General features: G+C 61.2%; 22 protein-coding genes and 1 pseudogene. 14 read left to right on the top strand and 9 right to left on the bottom strand.

The window, feature by feature from the left end:
* The first annotated feature begins 124 nt into the window (after positions 1-124).
* Positions 125-277: a hypothetical protein gene (locus tag B097_RS13445; protein ID WP_018580958.1), complete on the top strand. Its 153-nt coding sequence runs from the start codon at positions 125-127 to the stop codon at positions 275-277.
* Here the strand turns inward: B097_RS13445 and B097_RS0102485 are convergent.
* A complete protein-coding gene (locus B097_RS0102485) occupies positions 274-999 on the bottom strand; it encodes a DUF429 domain-containing protein (RefSeq protein WP_040429238.1) in 726 nt (241 codons plus the stop codon). The two genes, B097_RS13445 and B097_RS0102485, sit on opposite strands and share 4 nt — an antisense overlap.
* 25 nt (positions 1,000-1,024) lie before the next feature.
* Between B097_RS0102485 and B097_RS0102490 the strand changes: the two genes are divergently transcribed.
* Positions 1,025-1,438: a TOBE domain-containing protein gene (locus B097_RS0102490; protein WP_018580960.1), complete on the top strand. Its 414-nt coding sequence runs from the start codon at positions 1,025-1,027 to the stop codon at positions 1,436-1,438.
* Here the strand turns inward: B097_RS0102490 and B097_RS0102495 are convergent.
* Both B097_RS0102495 and B097_RS0102500 read right to left on the bottom strand, forming a co-directional pair.
* Positions 1,435-2,139 carry an SCO1664 family protein gene (locus B097_RS0102495; protein ID WP_018580961.1) on the bottom strand — a complete coding sequence of 235 codons (705 nt, stop codon included), beginning with the start codon at positions 2,137-2,139 and terminating at the stop codon, positions 1,435-1,437. The two genes, B097_RS0102490 and B097_RS0102495, sit on opposite strands and share 4 nt — an antisense overlap.
* Positions 2,140-2,141: 2 nt before the next feature.
* Positions 2,142-2,750 (bottom strand): histidine phosphatase family protein, encoded by a 609-nt coding sequence (locus B097_RS0102500; protein WP_018580962.1) that lies wholly within the window; start codon positions 2,748-2,750, stop codon positions 2,142-2,144.
* Positions 2,751-2,794: 44 nt separating this feature from the next.
* On the opposite strand from B097_RS0102500, the gene B097_RS0102505 reads away from it, so the two are divergent.
* From B097_RS0102505 to B097_RS0102515, 3 genes are read left to right on the top strand one after another with little or no spacing between them, the layout of a single operon-like run.
* On the top strand, positions 2,795-4,192 hold the full coding sequence (locus B097_RS0102505) for a sigma 54-interacting transcriptional regulator (RefSeq protein WP_018580963.1): 1,398 nt from the start codon (positions 2,795-2,797) through the stop codon (positions 4,190-4,192).
* On the top strand, positions 4,185-6,143 hold the full coding sequence (locus B097_RS0102510; RefSeq protein WP_018580964.1) for a vWA domain-containing protein: 1,959 nt from the start codon (positions 4,185-4,187) through the stop codon (positions 6,141-6,143). The genes B097_RS0102505 and B097_RS0102510 overlap by 8 nt, the downstream gene beginning before the upstream one ends.
* A gap of 5 nt (positions 6,144-6,148) precedes the next feature.
* Complete coding sequence (locus B097_RS0102515) at positions 6,149-6,934, top strand: spermidine synthase (RefSeq protein WP_048403004.1); 786 nt, start codon at positions 6,149-6,151, stop codon at positions 6,932-6,934.
* Positions 6,935-6,942: 8 nt separating this feature from the next.
* Here B097_RS0102515 and B097_RS0102520 read toward each other — a convergent pair whose 3' ends face one another.
* The 3 genes from B097_RS0102520 to ychF are packed head-to-tail and all read right to left on the bottom strand — an operon-like array spanning position 6,943 to position 9,196.
* Positions 6,943-7,437: a 2'-5' RNA ligase family protein gene (locus B097_RS0102520; protein ID WP_018580966.1), complete on the bottom strand. Its 495-nt coding sequence runs from the start codon at positions 7,435-7,437 to the stop codon at positions 6,943-6,945.
* A 9-nt stretch (positions 7,438-7,446) separates the two neighbouring features.
* Positions 7,447-8,067 (bottom strand): class I SAM-dependent methyltransferase, encoded by a 621-nt coding sequence (locus B097_RS0102525; protein WP_018580967.1) that lies wholly within the window; start codon positions 8,065-8,067, stop codon positions 7,447-7,449.
* Positions 8,068-8,110: 43 nt separating this feature from the next.
* Positions 8,111-9,196: a redox-regulated ATPase YchF gene (ychF, locus tag B097_RS0102530; RefSeq protein WP_026254252.1), complete on the bottom strand. Its 1,086-nt coding sequence runs from the start codon at positions 9,194-9,196 to the stop codon at positions 8,111-8,113.
* Between the two features lie 57 nt (positions 9,197-9,253).
* Between ychF and B097_RS0102535 the strand changes: the two genes are divergently transcribed.
* The 3 genes from B097_RS0102535 to B097_RS0102545 are packed head-to-tail and all read left to right on the top strand — an operon-like array spanning position 9,254 to position 12,561.
* Entirely contained in the window at positions 9,254-10,708 is a 1,455-nt protein-coding gene (locus B097_RS0102535) for an AI-2E family transporter (RefSeq protein ID WP_018580969.1), read from the top strand.
* A 29-nt stretch (positions 10,709-10,737) separates the two neighbouring features.
* The gene (locus tag B097_RS12330; protein WP_018580970.1) at positions 10,738-11,832 is read left to right on the top strand and encodes a DNA recombination protein RmuC; all 1,095 of its coding nucleotides are present in this window, start codon (positions 10,738-10,740) and stop codon (positions 11,830-11,832) included.
* Between the two features lie 39 nt (positions 11,833-11,871).
* The gene (locus tag B097_RS0102545; RefSeq protein ID WP_026254253.1) at positions 11,872-12,561 is read left to right on the top strand and encodes a DUF6542 domain-containing protein; all 690 of its coding nucleotides are present in this window, start codon (positions 11,872-11,874) and stop codon (positions 12,559-12,561) included.
* Positions 12,562-12,564: 3 nt separating this feature from the next.
* On the opposite strand, the gene B097_RS0102550 is transcribed toward B097_RS0102545, so the two are convergent.
* Complete coding sequence (locus tag B097_RS0102550; RefSeq protein ID WP_018580972.1) at positions 12,565-13,515, bottom strand: 4-hydroxy-3-methylbut-2-enyl diphosphate reductase; 951 nt, start codon at positions 13,513-13,515, stop codon at positions 12,565-12,567.
* 107 nt (positions 13,516-13,622) lie between these two features.
* Here B097_RS0102550 and xseA point away from each other — a divergent pair, with 107 nt between their 5' ends.
* Together xseA and B097_RS12335 are read left to right on the top strand one after the other, a co-directional pair.
* The gene (xseA, locus tag B097_RS0102555) at positions 13,623-14,891 is read left to right on the top strand and encodes an exodeoxyribonuclease VII large subunit (protein WP_018580973.1); all 1,269 of its coding nucleotides are present in this window, start codon (positions 13,623-13,625) and stop codon (positions 14,889-14,891) included.
* A gap of 29 nt (positions 14,892-14,920) precedes the next feature.
* Positions 14,921-15,202: an exodeoxyribonuclease VII small subunit gene (locus tag B097_RS12335; RefSeq protein WP_018580974.1), complete on the top strand. Its 282-nt coding sequence runs from the start codon at positions 14,921-14,923 to the stop codon at positions 15,200-15,202.
* On the opposite strand, the gene B097_RS0102565 is transcribed toward B097_RS12335, so the two are convergent.
* Positions 15,199-15,774: a DUF4245 domain-containing protein gene (locus B097_RS0102565; protein WP_115324708.1), complete on the bottom strand. Its 576-nt coding sequence runs from the start codon at positions 15,772-15,774 to the stop codon at positions 15,199-15,201. The two genes, B097_RS12335 and B097_RS0102565, sit on opposite strands and share 4 nt — an antisense overlap.
* A gap of 252 nt (positions 15,775-16,026) precedes the next feature.
* On the opposite strand from B097_RS0102565, the gene glpX reads away from it, so the two are divergent.
* From glpX to B097_RS0102580, 3 genes are all read left to right on the top strand, one after another.
* A complete protein-coding gene (glpX, locus tag B097_RS0102570) occupies positions 16,027-17,037 on the top strand; it encodes a class II fructose-bisphosphatase (protein WP_018580976.1) in 1,011 nt (336 codons plus the stop codon).
* Between the two features lie 60 nt (positions 17,038-17,097).
* Entirely contained in the window at positions 17,098-18,498 is a 1,401-nt protein-coding gene (locus B097_RS0102575; protein WP_018580977.1) for a class II fumarate hydratase, read from the top strand.
* Positions 18,499-18,562: 64 nt separating this feature from the next.
* Positions 18,563-19,099 (top strand): hypothetical protein, encoded by a 537-nt coding sequence (locus B097_RS0102580; protein ID WP_018580978.1) that lies wholly within the window; start codon positions 18,563-18,565, stop codon positions 19,097-19,099.
* On the opposite strand, the gene B097_RS0102585 is transcribed toward B097_RS0102580, so the two are convergent.
* Positions 19,067-19,987: a hypothetical protein gene (locus tag B097_RS0102585; protein WP_147287125.1), complete on the bottom strand. Its 921-nt coding sequence runs from the start codon at positions 19,985-19,987 to the stop codon at positions 19,067-19,069. The genes B097_RS0102580 and B097_RS0102585 overlap by 33 nt on opposite strands.
* A 264-nt stretch (positions 19,988-20,251) precedes the next feature.
* On the opposite strand from B097_RS0102585, the pseudogene B097_RS0102590 reads away from it, so the two are divergent.
* Positions 20,252-20,477 (top strand): annotated as a pseudogene (locus tag B097_RS0102590) (IS256 family transposase); the annotation flags it as partial.

The raw sequence follows: 20,477 nt of genomic DNA on the forward strand, positions 1-20,477 counted from the left end.
GCGAAATCGTGCTGATGTCCACAGTGTTTTCGACTGTCAAGTGCATCAATATTTCGTGTCACATTCGTGTGAAACCCCTCCGCTCTCCATGAAGTGAGTACACCGTGAAGAAAACAAGGACTTAGTGGTCTCCCAGTGGAATACCTCCAACAACTCCCGCTCTGACACAACCCAGTTCAATGTGAAGGGCGTGGACAAGTTCTTCGGCATTGATCTGTCCGCTCCGAAGCCAGAGCCACTCGAGACCTCGAGGACACCAGCATGCCTCAGCGGTTAGCGCGTAGGGACGTGAATCCATCCCTCCACCGCAGCCGCCTCCCGCAGTTCAGCCGGGGGCGGCTGCGTGTTTCCCTGGGCGATTTCACGGGCCACCAACGCAGCGATCACCGCGTCGAGGGCATTATCGTCTTCACACACGGCCTGCTCAACCGCGTCATCAAAGCGCAGCGCAGGGAATTTGAGCTTCAAACCCTCCAGGATTTCTTCGCGTGCCGACGATTTCCCCTTCCCCTTATAACCACGGAAGGCGAGGCCCCACACTTTCAACGCTGCCGCGGGATATACTTCGGCCACACGCCCTGCACCGTCACGGCGGGTATCAATCTCCTGTTCCCTCAACCGCGCTTCGATCCCAGCCCAGCGCAGCGCCGGGTAGGCAATGAGGTTGGTGGACACGCTCAGAGGTGTCATCGAGAGGCGCGTGTGAATGTCACGGTCTGTCGCGCGCAATGCCATCGTGCGCCGCCACACCGTATCGGTCGACTGCGGTGCAAGCTGCGAGTGGCGTGCATGGGCCCCGATGAACTCCGTAAATGCGAGCGGCCACCCGAAAGGAACATCGATCCCAGCGCGCTGCGAACCCGCGATCGCACTGACGATGTCCTCATCACTCACGCCCACGGTGACGGAGGCGAGGTGGTCGTCGTTAAGCACCGCCACCCCCGTGCGCGATGGCTCGGCGGCAAGGTCCACCCCAATGATGCTTTCTCTATTACTCATGTGATCAAGCGTATATGGTGAGACTATGTCGAAAATTAAGATCAGTACCGCAGCTCACCTTCTAGGTGTTTCCGATGACACTGTCCGTCGCTGGGTGTCCCAGGGGCGTCTCAGCTCCGCCAAGGATGAGTCCGGGCGCAGCGTGGTCGACGGTGCCGAGTTGGCCGCCGTCGCCCAAGAAATTGCCGAAGAAAAGGACCTCGACGCGCTCGATGCGGGCGCCGGGAAGCGCTCGGCGCGCAACCACCTCACCGGGCTGGTCACAAAAGTGACCTCCGATCCTGTAATGAGCCAGGTTGAGCTGCTGTGTGGCCCATTCCGCGTGGTCTCGCTGATCTCCACGGAGGCCGTAAATGAGCTTGAGCTAGAGGTGGGAACCATGGCCACCGCCGTGATCAAGTCCACCAACGTCACTATCGAAGGTGCCTCACACGCTTAAACCAGCGGCCACGGGAATGGGTACTCGCTGGTCGGCTGGGGCAGCCACGGCAGCCGTGAGATGCGGTTGGCGCGCCGCTGCAGGGCTGCGACTTCCTCTCCGGTGAGCAGGTCGGCGAGAGCTTCGGGGACCTCGTCGATCAGTGTCTCTACCTGGGCTACCCATTCCGGTGGGATGTTAGTGCCGACGAAATCCCAGATCACGGTGCGCAATTTCGGATCGCTATGGAAGCAGAGGCCGTGGTCGATCCCCCAGACCTGTTCTTCACCATCGCGCACTGTGCCCAGCAGACAGTGACCGGACTTGCGGTCCGTGTTATTGGCCAACAGATCGAATACCGCCATTTTCTGCAGCTGCAGATGAAGCTCGGGGCGCTGGTCCACCATCGGGAAGTAGTGCCAGCCTTCGTGCTCGATGAAAAGCTGCAGGGATCCCACGCCGAAAGGTTCAATGTCGCGCACGATCGTCGGCGGTACCAGGTTCCAGCCCAGGTGCTTGCTCAGCTGGTAGGCGGCCACCTCGCGGCGGTAAAGCCCCGGCGGGAAGTCATGCAGCGGCGCCTCGCCCAGTGCCGGTTTGAACACGGCCCAGGCGTAGTCGTCGTCAAGCGTTAAGTCCAAGACGAATGTGCCGTTGGAGGAATCCTGGATCTGGGCCACCCAGCCAACCTCGCCGCGGGCGAGTAATTCGAGATCGTCCATGGCTACTCCGGCAGCACGAGGTCACCGCTGGTGGAGTTGCGCACCAGCACCTCGCGGCTGGTCGGGCCCACACGCGCCACGGTGATCGAAGTGGTATCGGCCGCAACTTTTTGAAAAGCATTCAGGTCTTGGTTATCGAGCCAGGTCACCGCAGCTTTGATGGGGTCGGCGTGGCTGAAACAGGCCACCACCTCACCGGGGTGGGCGCGAGCAATCGCTGTGAGGCCCGCGGCAATCCGGTCACGCATGTCGACGAAACTCTCGCCGTCTGGGAAGCGAAAAGCCTCCGGATCATTTTGAACGACTTTCCACTCTTTCAGCTTCGCTAGCTCCGTGAGCTTCGCCCCAGTCCATTCGCCGAAGTCGCATTCGATCAGGTGCTCGTCGATAAGCACCGGCAGCCCGAACTTCTCCGCGGTAGGCGCCGCCGTCTCCTGGGTACGCTCCAGCGGGGAGGAATAGATCGCATCGAGCCGCTCGATGCGGCGGGCGACCTCGCGGGCCTGGCGCACACCTGCATCAGAAAGGTGCAACCCTGGGGCGCGGCCAGGCAGGATCTGGCCGGTGGTGGGGGTCTTGCCGTGGCGGATGAGCAAAATCGTGGTGTCCATTGCCCCCACAGTCTAATCACATCAAACATGGGTAGCCTGGGGCTATGACCTCACGACCAAATATCTCTACACTCGGCGAACTGAAAACTTCCGGACACACTTACCGCACCCTGCGCGAAGAACTGCGCGAGAATCTACTGACGAAACTGCGCGCTGGCGAGGATCCGTGGCCTGGCCTGTTCGGCCTGCAGCACACGGTGATCCCCCAGGTCGAGCGCGCCATTATCGCCGGCCACGATATCGTTTTGCTCGGCGAACGTGGCCAGGGCAAGACCCGCCTGCTGCGCAGCATTACGGCGCTTCTCGACGAGTGGGTGCCCGTGGTTCAAGGTTCTGAACTGCGTGAACACCCGATGGCTCCGGTGCTGGATTCCACACGTGAGCTGATCGAGGAGAAGGGCGATGACCTGCGCATTACATGGCTGCCGCGCAGCTCGCGTTATTCCGAAAAGCTAGCCACGCCAGATACTTCTGTGGCGGACTTGATCGGCGACGTGGACCCAATGCGCGTGGCTGAGGGCCGGCGTTTAGGCGATCCGGAGACCATCCACTACGGCCTGATCCCGCGCTCCAACCGCGGCATCGTCGCTATTAATGAGCTGCCCGACCTTGCAGAACGCATCCAGGTGGCGATGCTCAACGTGATGGAGGAACGCGATATTCAGATCCGCGGCTACACGCTGCGCCTGCCGCTGGACGTGCTGATCGTAGCCAGCGCCAACCCGGAGGATTACACCAACCGCGGCCGCATCATTACCCCGCTCAAGGACCGCTTCGGCGCGGAGATCCGGACGCACTATCCACTGGAGTTGGACAATGAACTGCGCGTGATCAGGCAAGAGGCGAACCTGGTCGCCGAGGTGCCCGCGATTCTGCTGGAGATCCTCGCCCGGTTCACCCAGGCGCTGCGCAGCTCCGATGCGGTGAACCAGCGCGCCGGGGTGTCTGCCCGTTTCGCGATCGCCGGCGCAGAAACCATCGCCGCGAGCGCTTTGCGACGAGCAGCCATCCACGGTGAGGATCAGGCCGTCGCCCGCCTGGTCGACCTCGAGGCGGCCGTCGACGTGTTGGCCGGCAAAGTGGAATTCGAGTCCGGCGAGGAAGGCCGCGAATGGGAAATCCTGGAGTACCTCCTGCGCAATGCCACCGCCGACGCCGTGCGCGGACGGGTGCGCGACATCGATTTCGACCCACTGATTGAGGCACTCGACGGCACACGCACCGTGTCGACCGGCGAAAACATCACCGCCGAAGAGTTTGTCTCCTCCCTCCCAGAGCTTGAGGGCACGCTTTACGACGATCTGGTCGCCGCCTTCGTCGTTGGCGACGAAGAGCCGACTATCGGTCAGCGCGCCATGGCCATCGAGTTGGGTCTGGAGACCTTGTTCTTGTCGCGCAAGATCTCGAAGGATTCGGGGGAGGGCGACACGATCTATGGCTAATGTTCACAACTCCGGCTCCGGCCGGAACCGGCGCCGGTATACCAGATATACCGGCGGCCCCGACCCGCTGGCTCCCCCGCCGGACCTTTCACGTGCCCTCGGAGAGATCGCCGACGACGTAATGGCCGGCTACTCCCCCGAGCAAGCCCTGCGCGAGTATTTGCGCCGCGCAGGCATCGATGACCTGATGGAGCGCACCTTCGAAGCCCGCCAGGAAATCCTGGACCGCTACAACCTCGGCGGCACGATGCAAGACATTCAGAAGCTTCTCAACGAGGCGGTGCTCGCCGAACGTGGCCAGCTCGCCCGCGACATCGACATGGATGACACCGACCGCACGCTGCGCGAGATGCAGCTGGAGAATCTGCCGCACTCCCCGGCAGCGGCGGTCAATGAACTGTCCAACTATGACTGGGCATCGTCTGAGGCGAGCGAGAAGTTCGAGCAGATCAAGGACCTTCTGGGACGAGAGATGCTGGAGCAGCGTTTCGCCGGCATGAAATCCGCCCTTGAAAATGCCACCGATGAAGACCGGGCCGCCATCAACGAGATGATGCGCGATCTGAACACATTGCTGGCTGCCCACCGCCTGGGTGAGGACACCCAGGAGGACTTCGATAACTTCATGGCGAAGTGGGGACACCAATTCCCCGAGCAGCCTGCCAATGTCGATGAATTGATCGACCTTTTGGCGCAGCGTTCTGCAGCTGCCCAGCGCATGCTGAACTCCATGACAGACGAACAGCGCCGCGAGCTCATGGAACTATCCGCGCAGGCTTTCGGCTCGCCCGAGCTTTTCGCACAGCTAACAGAGATGGATTCGCACCTGCGCACCATCCGGCCGGACCTGGATTGGACCGGCGGCGAGCAGTTCCGCGGCGATCAAGGCCTGGGCTTAGGCGATGGTACTGGCGCGATCCAGAACCTGGGTGACCTGGACAACCTTGCTGACCAGCTCTCCCAGGCCCGCCCGCGGGACTTGGATCTGGATGCAATTGAGAATCTATTGGGCGAGGATTCGTCGATAAGCGCCCGCACCTTGGCCGAGCTGGAGCGCGCTCTGCGCGATTCCGGGCTGCTGCGCAAGGAGCCGGACGGCACACTGAAACTGTCGCCGCAGGCGATGCGCAAGCTGGGGGCCAGCCTGCTGCAGGATGCCTCCGATAGCTTGAACCAGGGCCGGCGCGACTCGCATGCCGCGGGCGCGTCCGGTGAACCGACCGGTGCATCGAAGCCGTGGGAGTTTGGCGATACCCAACCGTGGGACACCACCCGCACCATCACTAATGCGCTGCTGCGTGGCGGCGGTGCAAGCACCCCGGATGGCGGTGTGGACATCGAAGTCGGTGATATTGAGGTCATCGAGACCGAATCCCGCACGAAGCAGGCGGTGGCCCTGCTCGTCGACACCTCATTTTCCATGGCGGCGGAAGGCCGCTGGGTGCCGATGAAGCGCACGGCACTGGCCCTGCATCATCTGATTTCCACCAAGTTCCGCGGCGACGAGCTGGCCTTAATCAGCTTTGGCCGCTACGCCCAGTCCATGGATATCTCGCAGCTCACCGCGCTGCCACCGGTTCATGAGCAGGGCACGAACTTGCACCACGGGCTGATGCTGGCCCAGCAGTTCTTCGCGCGCAACAACACCATGCGCCCGACCCTGCTGGTGGTCACCGACGGCGAGCCGACCGCCCACCTCGAGCCCTGGGGTGAGGCCTGGTTCAACTGGCCGACGCACCCCGTCACGCTGAGCAAGACGGTGACCGAGCTGGATTCCCTGACCCGGCGCGGCACCCACTCCACGTTTTTCCAGCTGGGCCACGACCCAAGCCTGACCCAGTTCTTGCAGGACCTGACCAACCGTGTCAATGGCCGGCTCGTCATCCCCGAGTTGGAAGAGCTGGGTTCGGCCGTGCTGGGTGAATACCTGCGATACCGGGGGCAGTGGTGATCACCGTGGCCAAACCCCATAAGCCACGGCACCCGAAGAAGCGCATTGCGGACGAGTACTCCATCGATACCGGCACAGCCCGCATCGTGGCGGACCCCGCCCGCGATGGCTCCTACGTCCTCGAGCTCAATGATGTCCCTTCCTCCCAGATCATCCTCGGGGCCCCGCGCGTGCTGGTCTTTCCCTACATGCGCTGGATCGCGGCGGCCATCGAACCGCTTCTCGACGAGCGCCCGCTCGCCCACGTGCTCCACCTCGGCGGGGCCGGCTGCGCACTCCCGTCCTTTGTGGCTGACAAATTCCACGCCTCCCGCAACACCGTCGTTGAATATGATGCAGCGCTTGCCGATCTTGTGCGCTGGGCCTTTGAGCTTAACGACGACCTCCTGTTTGAGATCAGCGACGCCCGCCAGGCCGTGGCCGAACTCCTCGATAACGAAGCCGACGTGATCATCCGCGACGTATTCGCCGGTCCCGATACCCCGACGCATGTGCGCACCGCCGAATTCTTCCTCGATGTCCGGCGAGTACTCGCGCCGGGTGGCATCTATATCGCTAATGTCGGCGACTACGCAGAGTTGCCGCACGCACGCGAGGAACTGGCCGGGATGCTGGAGGTCTTTGAACACGTAGGTGCAATCGGCCCGCGCGACATGCTGGAGGGGCGCGCGTACGGAAATATTGTGTTGTGGGGCAGCGATCAGCCGCTTGAGTATCTCGGCGCTGAAAGCCACCGAGGTAGTCAGTGGGCCCGTGAGTTGGCGGCCGCTACCCCGCCGCTGCGTGACTAGGAACGTTTCTAGCTCAGCTCGGTGAGTTTCTGGAAGCGTGGCTGCCACAGTACCGCGCGGTGGCCCACGATGTCTTTGAAGTGGCCGGAGGTCTCGTCGTCAAGCGCTGCGATGTACTCAGGGACTAGGCCGCGCGGAATGCGCAGGCCCACCGTCAGGTGCGGTACCCAGCGCGCGCCGCGACCTTCCGGGTTGAGGGCGCTGAGTTCGCGCGCGGCTGCTTCCAGTTCCTCGGAGGCTTCGAGCAACCAGCAGACGGTTTGTTTCGACTTGGTGCCGAAGACGACGATGCCCGCGCGGCGCAAGGTGGCCGGGATCAGGGGCGGCAAAAGTTCGCGGGCACGCTCCACCACGTGCGGGGCCATGTCCTTGGCGAAGGTGATGGTGATGTGCGGGCTCTGGTGCTGTTTCGGTAGACCGCGGGCCTCAAGCTTGGCGAAAATCTCGCGGACATAGGCGTCGTGGTCCTCCGGCAGGCGAAGCAAAATATTGTCGGGAGACATACACCCACGTTATGCTCGGCGGCGGCCGATGACGACTCGGTCGACCGTATGGTGCGCGCCGCGGCCGCCCTCGATTTGTCGCTGCCGGTCCTCGGCTGCGACGAGTTCCCACTCCTCCGGCCGCGCAGCTAGCGCCTGTTCTGCGTCATCGGGCAGATACATTCCTGCAAAGTGTGGGCGCTCCGCCAGTGCTTCTTCGTCGACGACGTGGTGGACGAATAATAGATGTCCGCCCGGCGCGACCAATTCCAGCAGCACATCAAGGGCCTCGGGATGAGCTTCTTTGCGTACGGCGGGATACATGGCGCTAACTAGGTCGAACTGTCCAGTTCCGCGCAAGTCAGTAATGCCTGCGGCTTTCCACGTGACGTTGCGGTTCTCGTCGTGAAGCATGGCACGATCGATAGCTACCTGGGATGGGTCGATGGCGGTCACGGTCCAGCCGTGTTCTGCGAGCCACAGGGCATCGGCGCCCTCCCCGCACCCGACGTCTAAGGCTGTGCCCGGCGTGAGGTCGCTGGCCACGTCGATAAGCGTGTTGTTGGGGTTGCCACTCCATATGTGGCCGGACTCGCTGTAGCGGGCGTCCCACTCGGCGGCATCGGAAGAATACTGTGGCGAACTATTCATGCCCGCCACCATACCCCAGCCAGTATCACCCAAAGATCGGGTGCTACACGTTGAATTTAAAGTCGCAGATGTCGCCATCCTGCATGATGTAATCCTTGCCCTCCATGCGCACCTTGCCCTTCGCGCGGGCCTCAGCCATGGAGCCAATCTCATCAAGATCCTCGAAGGAAACGATCTCCGCCTTGATGAAGCCCTTTTCAAAGTCCGTGTGGATCACGCCGGCTGCCTGCGGTGCAGTGTCACCCTTGCGGATCTGCCACGCGCGGGCCTCCTTGGGGCCAGCGGTCAGGTAGGTCTGCAGGCCCAAGGTATCGAAACCGGCGCGCGCCAGAGTTTGCAGCCCCGGTTCATCCTGGCCGACCGACTCCAGAAGCTCGGCAGCATCCTCGTCGTCAAGCTCAAGCAATTCGGTCTCGGTCTGCGCGTCGAGGAACACTGCCTCAGCCGGAGCCACAAGCTCGCGCAGCTCTACCTTGCGGTCCTCGTCGGTCAGCACTGCTTCATCGGAGTTGAAGACATAGAGGAAAGGCTTCGCCGTCATCAGGTGCAGGTCGCGCAGCAGCGCCAGATCCACCTCGCCGTTTTTAGCTGCGGCGAACAGCGTCTTGTCATCTTCGAGGACAGCCTGCGCCTTCTTCGCCTCCTCAACCTGAGGAGCCATGTCCTTATCCTTCTTGGCTTCCTTCTCCATGCGCGGCAGGGCCTTCTCGATGGTCTGCAGGTCCGCCAAAATCAGCTCCGTATTGATCACGGAGATGTCCTCCTGCGGATCAACCTCACCATCGACGTGGATCACGTTCTCGTCGGAAAACGCGCGAACCACCTGGCAGATGGCATCGGCCTCGCGGATATTCGCAAGGAACTCGTTACCCATGCCCTCGCCCTCCGACGCGCCTTTTACGATGCCGGCGATGTCGACGAATGACACCGTGGCAGGCAAAATGCGCTCTGAACCAAAGATCTCAGCGAGACGGTTCAGGCGGTCGTCAGGAAGCTCGACGACGCCGACGTTCGGTTCGATGGTGGCGAACGGGTAGTTCGCAGCAAGCACATCGTTTCGCGTCAAGGCGTTAAATAGCGTCGATTTACCGACATTGGGCAATCCAACAATTCCAAGTGTAAGGCTCACAGGCGCTTATCCTATCTCACGTGGGAATTAAGAACACGAATAGGGCAATATAGAGACGTGACTACTTCAGGGACGAGTTCAGGTACAACTCCACACGGCCGCTCCGATATCGATTCCAGCGACGCAAGCAAAAATTCGGCGTCCGCAGATATCGACGACGTCACCGAGTCCTTCGCCGACGAACGCCCCGACCAGATCGACCGGGCGGTCGTGGTTAATTCATGGCTGAAAACCGCAGCGATGTTCGCGCTTCGCCTGCTGATCATCGGTGTCGCGCTCTACGCCCTGTGGTACGTCCTGAAGACATTCTGGGCCGGCGTACTTCCGGTGATCCTGGCCGTCATCGTGTGTACGGTCCTGGCTCCGCCGACCACGTGGATGCGGCGAATCGGAATCCCCTCGGCGCTTGCGTCGATAGTGTCCCTGCTGACCTTCTTCGCCGGTCTTGGCCTTCTGGTCGGCATTATCGCACCGGACATCGCGACGCACTCCCAGGTCCTCTACCTGCAAGCAGTGGAAGGCGTGCAGCGCCTGCAGCTGTGGGCACAAGGCGAACCCCTTAACCTTGACGCCGAAGACATCGACCAGGTGGTCAACGATATCGCCTCGTGGTTCCAGGAGCAGGCGGGTGCCATCGCCAGCGGTGTCTTTGCCGGCATTTCGACGGCAACCTCCATGGTGCTCACCATCGTGGTTGTCCTCGTCTTGACCTTTTTCTTCCTCAAAGACGGCCACAAGTTCCTCCCCTGGGTACGCTCCGCCGTCGGCCGTCGCGCCGGGCTGCACGCCACTGAGTTGCTTACGCGCGCGTGGAAGACACTGGGCGGATATGTCCGTACTCAGGCCATCGTGTCTTTCGTCGATGCCGCATTTATCGGTATCGGTATTTGGATCGTCGGCGTGCCCATGGCGTTTACTCTGGCGGTGATCACCTTTATTGCGGGCTTCATTCCCATCGTCGGTGCCGTGACGGCGGGCGCTCTCGCCGTGATTGTGGCGCTCGTCTCGCTCGGCTTTACCGAGGCGGTCATCGTGCTGATCATCATCTTGGCGGTCCAGCAGATCGAGGGCAACGTCTTGCAGCCAGTACTGCAGTCCAAGGCAATGAACCTGCACGCCGTGATCGTGTTGATTTCCGTCTCTGTCGGCGGCGGCCTGTTCGGCCTCGTCGGCGCCTTCCTGGCCGTGCCTTTCGCGGCCATGGTCGCTGTGGCGTTCCGCTACTTCCAGGACATGACCGCCCTGCACGCGGGCGAAAAGACCACCGACGAGATCGAGTTTGTCACCAACGAAGGTGAACTGATCGGTGAAATTTCCGAACGCGAAGCCCACCAGCAACGCCGCGCGTGGCGAGAGGAATTAGGCTGGGAGCCGGAAAATGTGCCGGAGACGCATATCGACGAGATCGCGGGAACTAACGACGAAAAACCCTCCCGCACACGAACCTTTACCCGCGTCCCCTCACGCACAATGGCACAAATTTTCGAAAAAATTAAGCGCCGGTCGAAGTGATGTCCTAGGCATGTGGCACCATTCAAGACATGACTGCCACCGCTTCCCTGTTCCTCGCACTCATCCTCGGCCTCATCATCGGCGCCGTCGTGGGCTACCTTTATCGGGGTCAGAAGCAACCCGCATCGCCACCTCCTGCTCCACAACAGCAGCCGGCGCTAGATGTGGCACCGCTTACCCGTGAGCTCGAGCGTCTCAACCAGCAGATCGACGAGATGGATGAAGATCGCGCAGTGGCCTATTCCGCAATCGCGAGCCAGGTCCAGGCCATTACACGCACCTCAACCCGCCTCTCGGACCGCACGGACCAGCTCATCAACGCTTTACGCGCGCCTCAGATCCGTGGCCGCTGGGGCGAGATTCAGCTGGAACGCGTGGTGGAGCTCGGCGGGATGGTGGAGCATTGTGATTTCGACGTCCAAGTCTCCGCCACCGTTGACGGCAAACAGCTCCGCCCCGACATGCTCGTCCACCTTGCCGGAGGGCGCAACATCATCGTCGACGCCAAGGTGCCATTCTCGTCCTACCTGGACGCACTGGACACGGACGACCCCGAAGAGAAGGCCGGGTACCTTCGTCGGCACGCGCACCTTTTGCGCTCACATGTCGACGCGCTGGCATCCAAGGACTACATAACCGTCTTTCAGCCGACGCCTGAATTCGTCGTCATGTTCGTTCCCGCAGACCCCTTTTTGGATGCCGCTTTGGAACAGGATCCGGAACTGCTGGACTACGCTTTCGAGCGCGACGTTGTCATCGCAACCCCTACCACCCTGTTCGCATTGTTGCGCACCGTCGGTTTGGGGTGGCGCCACGAGGACATTTCCGAACGTGCCCGAGAGGTCCAGCGCTTGGGTGCCGAGCTCTACACGCGTATCAACACGATGGGAGAACACTACAACCGAGTCGGTGCCTCACTGGAAAAGGCGGTGGATGCCTATAACGCGACCTTGGGATCGATGGATTCCAGGGTGATGGTCACTGCCCGCAAGCTTGCAGAGCTTGATATTCCCGTACGCTCCTCACGGCGGCCGACGCGCCTAGAAACATCAACGGCTCCCGTGCGCATTGTGCCACCTCCGCGTGGAGACGATGAGAATCACGAGCAGACACAAGGCTGGTAAAGACACTATTTATTGACGGGGCAGGTAGAGTGTTGAGGCGTGTCACATCAGTCGAATCGGAGAAGCAGCCGCGCGTCAGCGTCGTTTGACGGTATCCCTACCATTTCAGCGATAGGGATCATCTCGGCTGCATTGCTCACCGGTTTACTGATTAGCTGGAACGCTCAGGCGATCGGCTGGCCCTTCTTCCTGCTGTTTATCATCGCCAGTATTGTTTCTACCCTGCTGGTCAACCCTAAGGGCCTGTATCTCACGGTGGTGAGTATCCCGACCCTGTTCGCCTTTTTCATCATTCTGACTGGTTGGGTAGTCAACCGCTCCGACCTCCCCGAGAGCGGCGATCCGTTCTCCAGCACATCCCTGATCTTTTCTGTGTACCCACTCGTCCAAGGGTTCCCCTCCCTAATTACAGGGTTCGTGGGCTCGATCATCATCGCCGTGGTGCGCATCTGGCTGCTGAAACGCTACAACAAGCAGGTCGACCGCACGCAGCAATCGTGGCGCCGGCACACCGCCAATACCAACGTGTGCAATCGTCGGGTCGCACAGCGCGCCCGCGCCCGCTCCAATCAGGTCACGGTGCAGGAACTGCTGGAGCGCAGCGCCGCCCGCCGGAAAGTCAGCCCCACGCGCGGCCGTCGCCCCGTGGAGCGTTTAGAAAAGGAAAAGCCCAGGTCCCGAACGGACTCTGTCCGCCGGTCGCTGAGCGAAGACCTCTACAACGACTAAGTACTAGGTACGCGCCGGGCGCAGCTCGCGTGGCAGCGCGAACTGGATCGTCTCGGTGGTCGTCGTGACCTCCTCGACGTTTCCGTAGCCACGCTCTTCCAGCCAGGCGATGACCTCACGCACCAGAATCTCAGGCACCGAAGCGCCGGAAGTCACACCGACGGTGGTCACGCCCTCCAGCCATGCTTCATCAATCTGGTGTGCGTAGTCCACCAAGTGTGCATCATCGGCGCCAGCGTCCAAAGCAACTTCGACGAGACGCTTGGAGTTGGACGAGTTCTGCGACCCCACAACGATCATCAGTTCCACGCGGTTCGCCATGGCCTTGACCGCGCCCTGGCGGTTCTGGGTGGCGTAGCAGATATCGTCGCTCGGCGGATCTTCCAAGTTCGGGTACTTCTCGCGCAACTTGGCGACGATCTCCATTGTCTCATCCACAGAAAGCGTGGTCTGAGACAGCCACACCAGCTTCTGGTCTTCCGGGAACTCCGGTGCCGCGTCCACACCTTCTACCCCGTCAATCAAGTGGGTTACCTCTGGCGCCTCGCCAGCGGTACCTTCTACTTCCTCGTGGCCCTCATGGCCAACGAGCAAAATCTGGTAGCCATCGCGGGCGAAACGCTTCGCCTCATTGTGCACCTTGGTGACCAATGGGCAGGATGCGTCGAGCGTCAGCAGGTTACGCTGCTTCGCCGATTCACGCACCGCGGGAGACACACCGTGGGCAGAAAACACGAGGTGCGCGCCTTCAGGAACTTCGTCAGTTTCGTCGACGAAGATTACTCCGCGTTCCTCAAGCGTTTCGACGACATACTTGTTGTGAACAATTTCTTTGCGCACGTATATAGGAGCGCCATACTTCTCTAGGGCCTTTTCAACAGTATCGACAGCGCGGTCGACACCAGCGCAGTAGCCGCGCGGGGCAGCCAACAGGACGTTTTTTGTAGCACTCATGGAACCAACAGTAGCTAATCGGAGTCTAAAAGGACAGAGAGCTAACACGACAGGATAGAGTAGGTGAGCCCGCTGAGAACGGCGAATGCAATGAGAGGTGCGACACAGTGACACAACCCGGATCACAATCAGGAGCAAAGCCGCCGGCCAGCACGCCCGAAGTTCCGTGGCCTGTACGCAGGGTCAACACCACGGTTAAAGGGTGGATCGAACGGCTGGGGTGGCTGTGGGTCGAGGGCCAGCTTACCCAGATCAACATGAAGCCAACGTGGAAGCTGTCCTACCTCACGCTGCGCGACACCGAAGAGCAGGTCAGTGTTCAGCTCACCTGCTCGACCGACCTCTTGCGCTCCATGCCCACCCCGCTTCGCGACGGCGACCGGGTGGTTGTCCACGGCAAACCAGCCTTCTACGCGGGCCGTGGTTCCTTCTCACTTTGGGTCACAGAGATCCGCCACGTCGGCGAAGGCGAACTTTTGGCACGCATCGAGGCTTTGCGCAAGCAGCTGGCCGCCGAGGGGCTTTTCGACGCCTCCCGCAAGCGTCCACTGCCCTGCCTCCCGAAGAAGGTCGGCCTGATTACTGGCCGCGGTTCTGCCGCCGAGCGCGATGTTATTTCCGTGGCGCAGACGCGTTGGCCCGCAGTCCAGTTCGAGGTAATCAACACCGCGGTGCAGGGTGCTAACGCCGTACCCGAGGTAATTGCCGCTCTACAGCAGCTCGACGCCAACCCGGACGTCGATGTCATCATTATCGCCCGCGGCGGGGGCTCGGTGGAGGACCTCCTGCCGTTTTCGGAAGAGGCCTTGCAGCGCGCAGTCGCTGCGGCCGGCACTCCGGTTGTCTCGGCAATCGGCCACGAGCCGGACAACCCAGTACTGGATAATGTCTCCGACGTTCGCGCCGCCACCCCGACCGATGCCGCAAAACGAGTAGTCCCCGACGTTGCTCAAGAGCATGCGCTTATCGACGAAGCCCGCGCACGCATGGCAGCTTCCCTGCGCGGATGGGTGCAACGCGAACGCCGCGGCCTGGCCAACGTGCGGTCCCGGCCAGTATTGGCGGATCCTCTCACCCCGATCCACCGCCGCCGGGAAGAACTGGAACGAGGGCTCTCCCTGATCCGCCGCGACATCACCTACCTGCTCGGACAGGATACATCGCGGATTCAAGCGCTGCGCGCCCAGGTATCAGCGCTCGGGCCGTCGGCCACCCTCGAACGCGGCTACGCCGTCGTCCAAGTGTTGCCCCGCGACGGCTCCGGGGCCCAGGTGGTCACCAGCATCGAACAGTCCCCACCCGGATCACAACTACGCATCCGTGTCGGCGACGGCTCCATCACCGCCGCCGGCATGGGCACCACCCCAGCAGACTAAACAGCACCCAACACAACAAGGAGTTAGACATGGACAACCCCAACACCATCGGCACCGGCCAGGCCGGCGATGACGCTTTCCCAGACGTATCCACCCTGTCCTACGAACAAGCACGCGACGAACTCGTCGAAACAGTAAAAATCCTCGAACTGGGTCAAATGAGCCTCGACGAATCACTCAATTACTGGGAGCGCGGCGAAGCCCTGGCCAAGCGGTGCGAGGTGCTGCTCGACGGCGCCTCACAACGTGTCGAGCAGGCCCTCCAGCAATCGCAGGCGCCAACCACAAACGGCGAAGAACAAGATAATTAGGTCGTAGTATCGATCGGCTCGGTGTTAACCGCCGTGTCGATCAGCTCATGAAATTCCTCGTCGGAACCCGCGCCCGTAAACAACAACACGGAGTCCCCCATATCGACGACACGCAGATCACGCACGTCGTCGTGCTCCGAGGTATACAGCTGAACCTCGTGGCCGGCAATCGTCGTCGAGGACTCATACTCGCGCGGATCAGAGTCGACACCTCGGACAGCACTGTCAAGGTCGACTCCCGTCTGAGTCATGGCCACATAGCCCTCATTCGGGGTGACCCAACCGACAACCGGCGCAGGCTCGCCGCTCACCATGGCGCGGCGCGCGGAGTTTGTCATCCAGCCCTCGCCCATCTCTGGGTAGCGCACTGGGAAGTTCATTCCCCGCGCCTCCATCTCAGTAAATGTCTTCGCATCTACCTCTTTAACGGGGCCACTTTCCGGCGCGCCGGGGTTAAAGGTACACATTCCTGTAAAGCCCACAGCGACGAACATGAGCAGGAGGAGGACCCCCATGGAAATGAGGATGTCGCGCCCGCCCTGGAAAATACGGGGTTTTTGTTCTTCAGCCACGGGCATAAGTATGTCACGCCCCGCTTCCCTACCGGACTGCACCCCCAGACTTGGGGGCCAGAGGTTCTTTGTGAGATCGCAACGGGCAGAGGTGTCGAGATCAAAGACTTATTTCTCTGACTGCCCCATTCCGGGTGGGAATGTGCCCCATTAGCGGACACAAAAGTGCAACAATGGAGGAAGGCGTCCGCGCCTTTTCACCCCTTTTGGTACCACCTATATGTATTTTTCGCCTTGGGAGGCTGACTGCTGATGACCACCAATTCCCCGGAACGCCCGGATCGTAACCTCGCAATGGAGCTCGTGCGCGTGACTGAGGCCGCCGCTCTGGCTTCCGGTCGCTGGGTGGGTCGCGGCCAGAAAAACGAAGGCGACGGCGCCGCGGTCGATGCCATGCGTCATCTGATCAACTCCGTCAATATGGACGGCGTCATCGTCATCGGCGAGGGCGAAAAGGACGAAGCCCCGATGCTCTTTAACGGTGAGAACGTGGGCAATGGTGCAGGTGCCCCGATGGACATCGCCGTCGATCCCGTCGACGGTACCCGCCTGATGGCCGAAGGCCGCCCGAACGCCATTTCGGTCATCGCGGCAGCTGAGCGTGGCTCGATGTTCAACCCGAAGGACGCGTTCTACATGAACAAGATCGCCACCGGCCCAGAAGCTGCTGGCAAGATCGACATCACCGCGCCTGTGGATCACAACATCAAGGTGGTCGCGAAGGCCAAGGGCGTCCACCCATCGGAGGTGACAGTGGTGGTTTTGGACCGCCCACGCCACACCCAGCTGGTCAAGGACATTCGTGAGGCCGGCGCAAAGGTGCGCTTCATCATGGACGGCGACGTTGCAGGTGCGATCGCTACCGCCCAAGACAACAACTCGATTGACTTGGCCATGGGCATCGGCGGCACCCCCGAAGGTGTCATCACCGCGTGCGCGATGCGCTGCCTCGATGGCGAAATCCAGGGCATGTTGGCACCGCAGGATGACGAAGAGCGCGAGCGCGTTCTGGCCGCCGGCCACGATCTGGACCGGGTATTGCTCACCACGGATCTGGTCACCTCGAACCACTGCTACTTCGCAGCAACCGGTGTGACCAACGGCGACATGCTGCGTGGCGTGTCCTACCGCGCCAATGGTGCAACGACCCGTTCGCTGGTCATGCGCTCCAAGTCGGGCACCGTGCGCTACGTCGAAAGCTTGCACAAGCTGTCGAAGCTGCAGGAGTACTCCGTGGTGGACTATTCCGATCCGGTGGAATAGAAAAATCGCTACCCTAGAGTTCGTAAACCACTTTTCCAACCTTTGACAAAGGATGAATACATGACTGAGCAGGAATACCGCATCGAACACGACACCATGGGCGAAGTTAAGGTGCCCAAGGACGCACTGTGGCGCGCACAAACCCAGCGTGCGGTAGACAACTTCCCGATCTCCGGCCGCGGCCTGGAGTCGGCTCAGATCCGCGCTCTTGGCCTGCTGAAGGCTGCCTGCGCGCAGGTAAACAAGGATTCCGGTGCTCTCGACGCCGACAAGGCAGACGCGATTATCGCGGCAGCCAAGGAAATTGGCGAGAACAAGCACGACGAGTCCTTCCCCATCGATGTGTTCCAGACCGGTTCGGGTACCTCCTCGAACATGAACACCAACGAGGTCATCGCGTCTCTAGCGGCACGAAATGGCGTTGAGGTCCACCCGAACGACCACGTGAACATGGGCCAGTCCTCCAATGACACCTTCCCTACCGCAACCCACGTGGCGGCAGTAAACGAAGCTGTCAACGATCTCATCCCAGGCCTGAAGGTTCTGCATGAGTCCCTGAAGAATAAGTCCCAGGAGTTCGCGAAGGTCGTCAAGGCTGGCCGCACCCACCTGATGGATGCCACCCCTGTCACTTTGGGCCAGGAGTTCGGCGGCTACGCACGCCAGATTGAGCTGGGCATCGAGCGCGTCGAAGCAACCCTTCCACGCCTCGGCGAGCTCGCTATCGGCGGCACCGCTACCGGTACCGGTCTGAACACCTCCGCTGATTTCGGCGCGAAGGTCACCGAAGAGCTGAAGAAGCTCACCGGGCTGGAGGACCTGAAGGAGGCCGAGAACCACTTCGAGGCACAGGCCAACCGCGACGGCCTCGTTGAATTCTCTGGCGCTATGCGCTCGGTTGCAGTGTCCTTGTACAAGATCGCTAACGATATCCGCCTGATGGGCTCGGGCCCACTGACCGGCCTGGCAGAGATCCACCTGCAGGACCTGCAGCCTGGTTCCTCCATCATGCCGGGCAAGGTCAACCCTGTCCTGTGTGAGACCGCAACCCAGGTGTCCGCTCAGGTGATCGGCAATGACGCAGCAGTAGCCTTCGGTGGTACCCAGGGCCAGTTCGAGCTCAACGTGTTCATCCCGATGATGGCACGCAACGTGCTGGAGTCCGCTCGCCTGCTGGCGAACACCGCTCGCGTCTTCGCTGAGAAGTGCGTCGACGGCATCACGGCCAACGAGGAACGCATGAAGCAGTTCGCGGAGTCCTCCACCTCGATCGTGACCCCGCTGAACTCTGCGATTGGTTACGAGAACGCGGCAAAGGCTGCGAAGCACGCCCTCAATGAGAAGATGACCGTCCGCGAAGCAGTCATTGACTTGGGCTTCGTCGATGGTGAGAACCTCACCGAGGAAGAGCTGGATAAGCGCCTCAACGTGTTGGACATGGCCAACACTGATCGCGATTAATCCCTAGCCATCCCGCCCCGGCGCCACAATTCTCGTGTGGCGCCGGGGCTTTTTAAGGTGCTTTATGTCTGATTCATTCTCCCAGCTTAAAAAGTCCGGCGGTTCCAACCGCCCCGTGGTCATTAGCGGAATCATCGTTCTCGTCGTAGCATCAATTGCCGCGATCGCCGCCGCTGTGGTGGCCTTGTCACGTGACGACGATTCCTCCGCGGCCTCCGCTACCCCACCAGAGACGGTCACTGTGACCGCTACCCCACCGGAGCCAGACTTTGACCCAGAAAATAGTCCCGAGGGGACCTTCGTCGGAACGCTCACCAGCGTTGAAGAGGACACGGCCGGGCGATCGTGGCAGGCAGTAGCAACCTTCGGCGGGGACACTGGGCTGGTGGTCTACCCCGACCAGGGCTGTACAGTATCGCTGACCCCATTGAGCCAGCAGACCTACCGCTCCACACCGCTGACTGATTCGTGCACGGCCACCGAGGGCTTCTGGCAGGTCAGCCAGCCAGAGTCGGGGCTGCTGGACCTTGCTTATGAGATCAACGGGGTGCCTACTGTCGAAGGGACGTTATCCCTCGGGGTTCCCGTCCGGCCGGAGTAAGCGCGTCAGGTAATCGTTGGGAGTAATGACGATGGCCTGAGCCTCCCGGTCGAAACTGGACAGCGTCTCGACGACACCATCCATCCAGAAATGCACCAGCCGCGACAGTGGTTGGTCCGTCGGATAGCTCACGCACAGCTTCGCCATGGAGTTCAACGCTTCGATAAGGGGCTCGCCGGCGATAACTGGGGCGACGAGAATCGTCGAGTGCGCAGGGATTCCGAACAATAATCCCTGGGTGCGATCGATGCGCGGGGCAAAGGTATCAAGCACAAGGTCTAAGTCCACGGCCGCGGAGGCAAGCTCAGAGCCCACCGCTTCAATCGCGACAACACCACCTCCCTGCTCGGTCACTTGGACGTCGAAGGTGGACTCAATATCACCACGGAGGTTCACTTTGGCCGCACGCCGCAGTGAGGCGGGATCGTCGATACGCGCAAGTGCCTCCTCGGTCATCGTCTTGAAGCCCTCCCCCGTGTCCAAGACGACGGTCAGCTCTGTGTCTCGCGTAAACGTTCCGGTGCCATCTTGCACCGCCCTCAGCCGTGGTCGAAGTGCCGCATAGACGTTGGCGGTGGTGGTCCCTTCGCCTTTCGGGGTGGCCAGCATCTGGTCGATGAGTGACTGGGCAAGCCGGCGCGGCGCCTTGGGGTGCTCATTGCCTGCCAAGGCGTTGATGGTCCCGGTCAGATCCGCATCCACTGAACCTAGCCGCGGGTGGTCAATGCGCAGCGTACGTCCGCTGATGCGTGCGGAGGCACCCCGTTGTGCCGCGGCGGTGCGGATTTCGGTACGTAACGAAGAGGCCCGGCGGCGGTCCAGCCCGGGGAAGTTTGGATCTGGCTGGTGGGGGCGCCGCCCGGACCACATGGTCTTTCTAGCTTTCATGGTGCGACACCTGCTCCCTTTTTCACGTTGGTTCTTCTCGCGCGTTCTTTCGCGCCCTTCCCATGCAGTGTAGTGTTTTCGCTGCTCGATTGCTGCGGCCCTTTTCGCCCCTTGGCTGGGGCTTAGACCTTTGTTGAGAAATAGGTCTAGTATATTGTCATGCTCACCACTTTTAGGGTGGTGACAATTTTCTGCCGATTTCACGGAGGGTGTCAGATGGTTTGTGTGTGAGGGATTCCCCTCACACCAAGGAGATGAACCAGAATGACTACCGTGGCACGACGAAACCCAGAGGACTCCGCAAAGATCAAAGCGATCGAGGAAAAGCTCCTCGCCAATCCTGAGATGGCGAAGCTGATCGACGAGCTCGGCACCTCCACCACGGATGCCAACGATCTCGTCCGGGGCCTGCTCCAGGCCTCGATCAACCGGGGCCTCAACGCCGAGATGGATGCCCACCTCGGCTACCAGCACGGCGACCGGAACAGCA

It is taken from the genome of Corynebacterium pilosum DSM 20521 = CIP 103422 (assembly GCF_000373805.1).
Classification (GTDB): domain Bacteria; phylum Actinomycetota; class Actinomycetes; order Mycobacteriales; family Mycobacteriaceae; genus Corynebacterium; species Corynebacterium pilosum.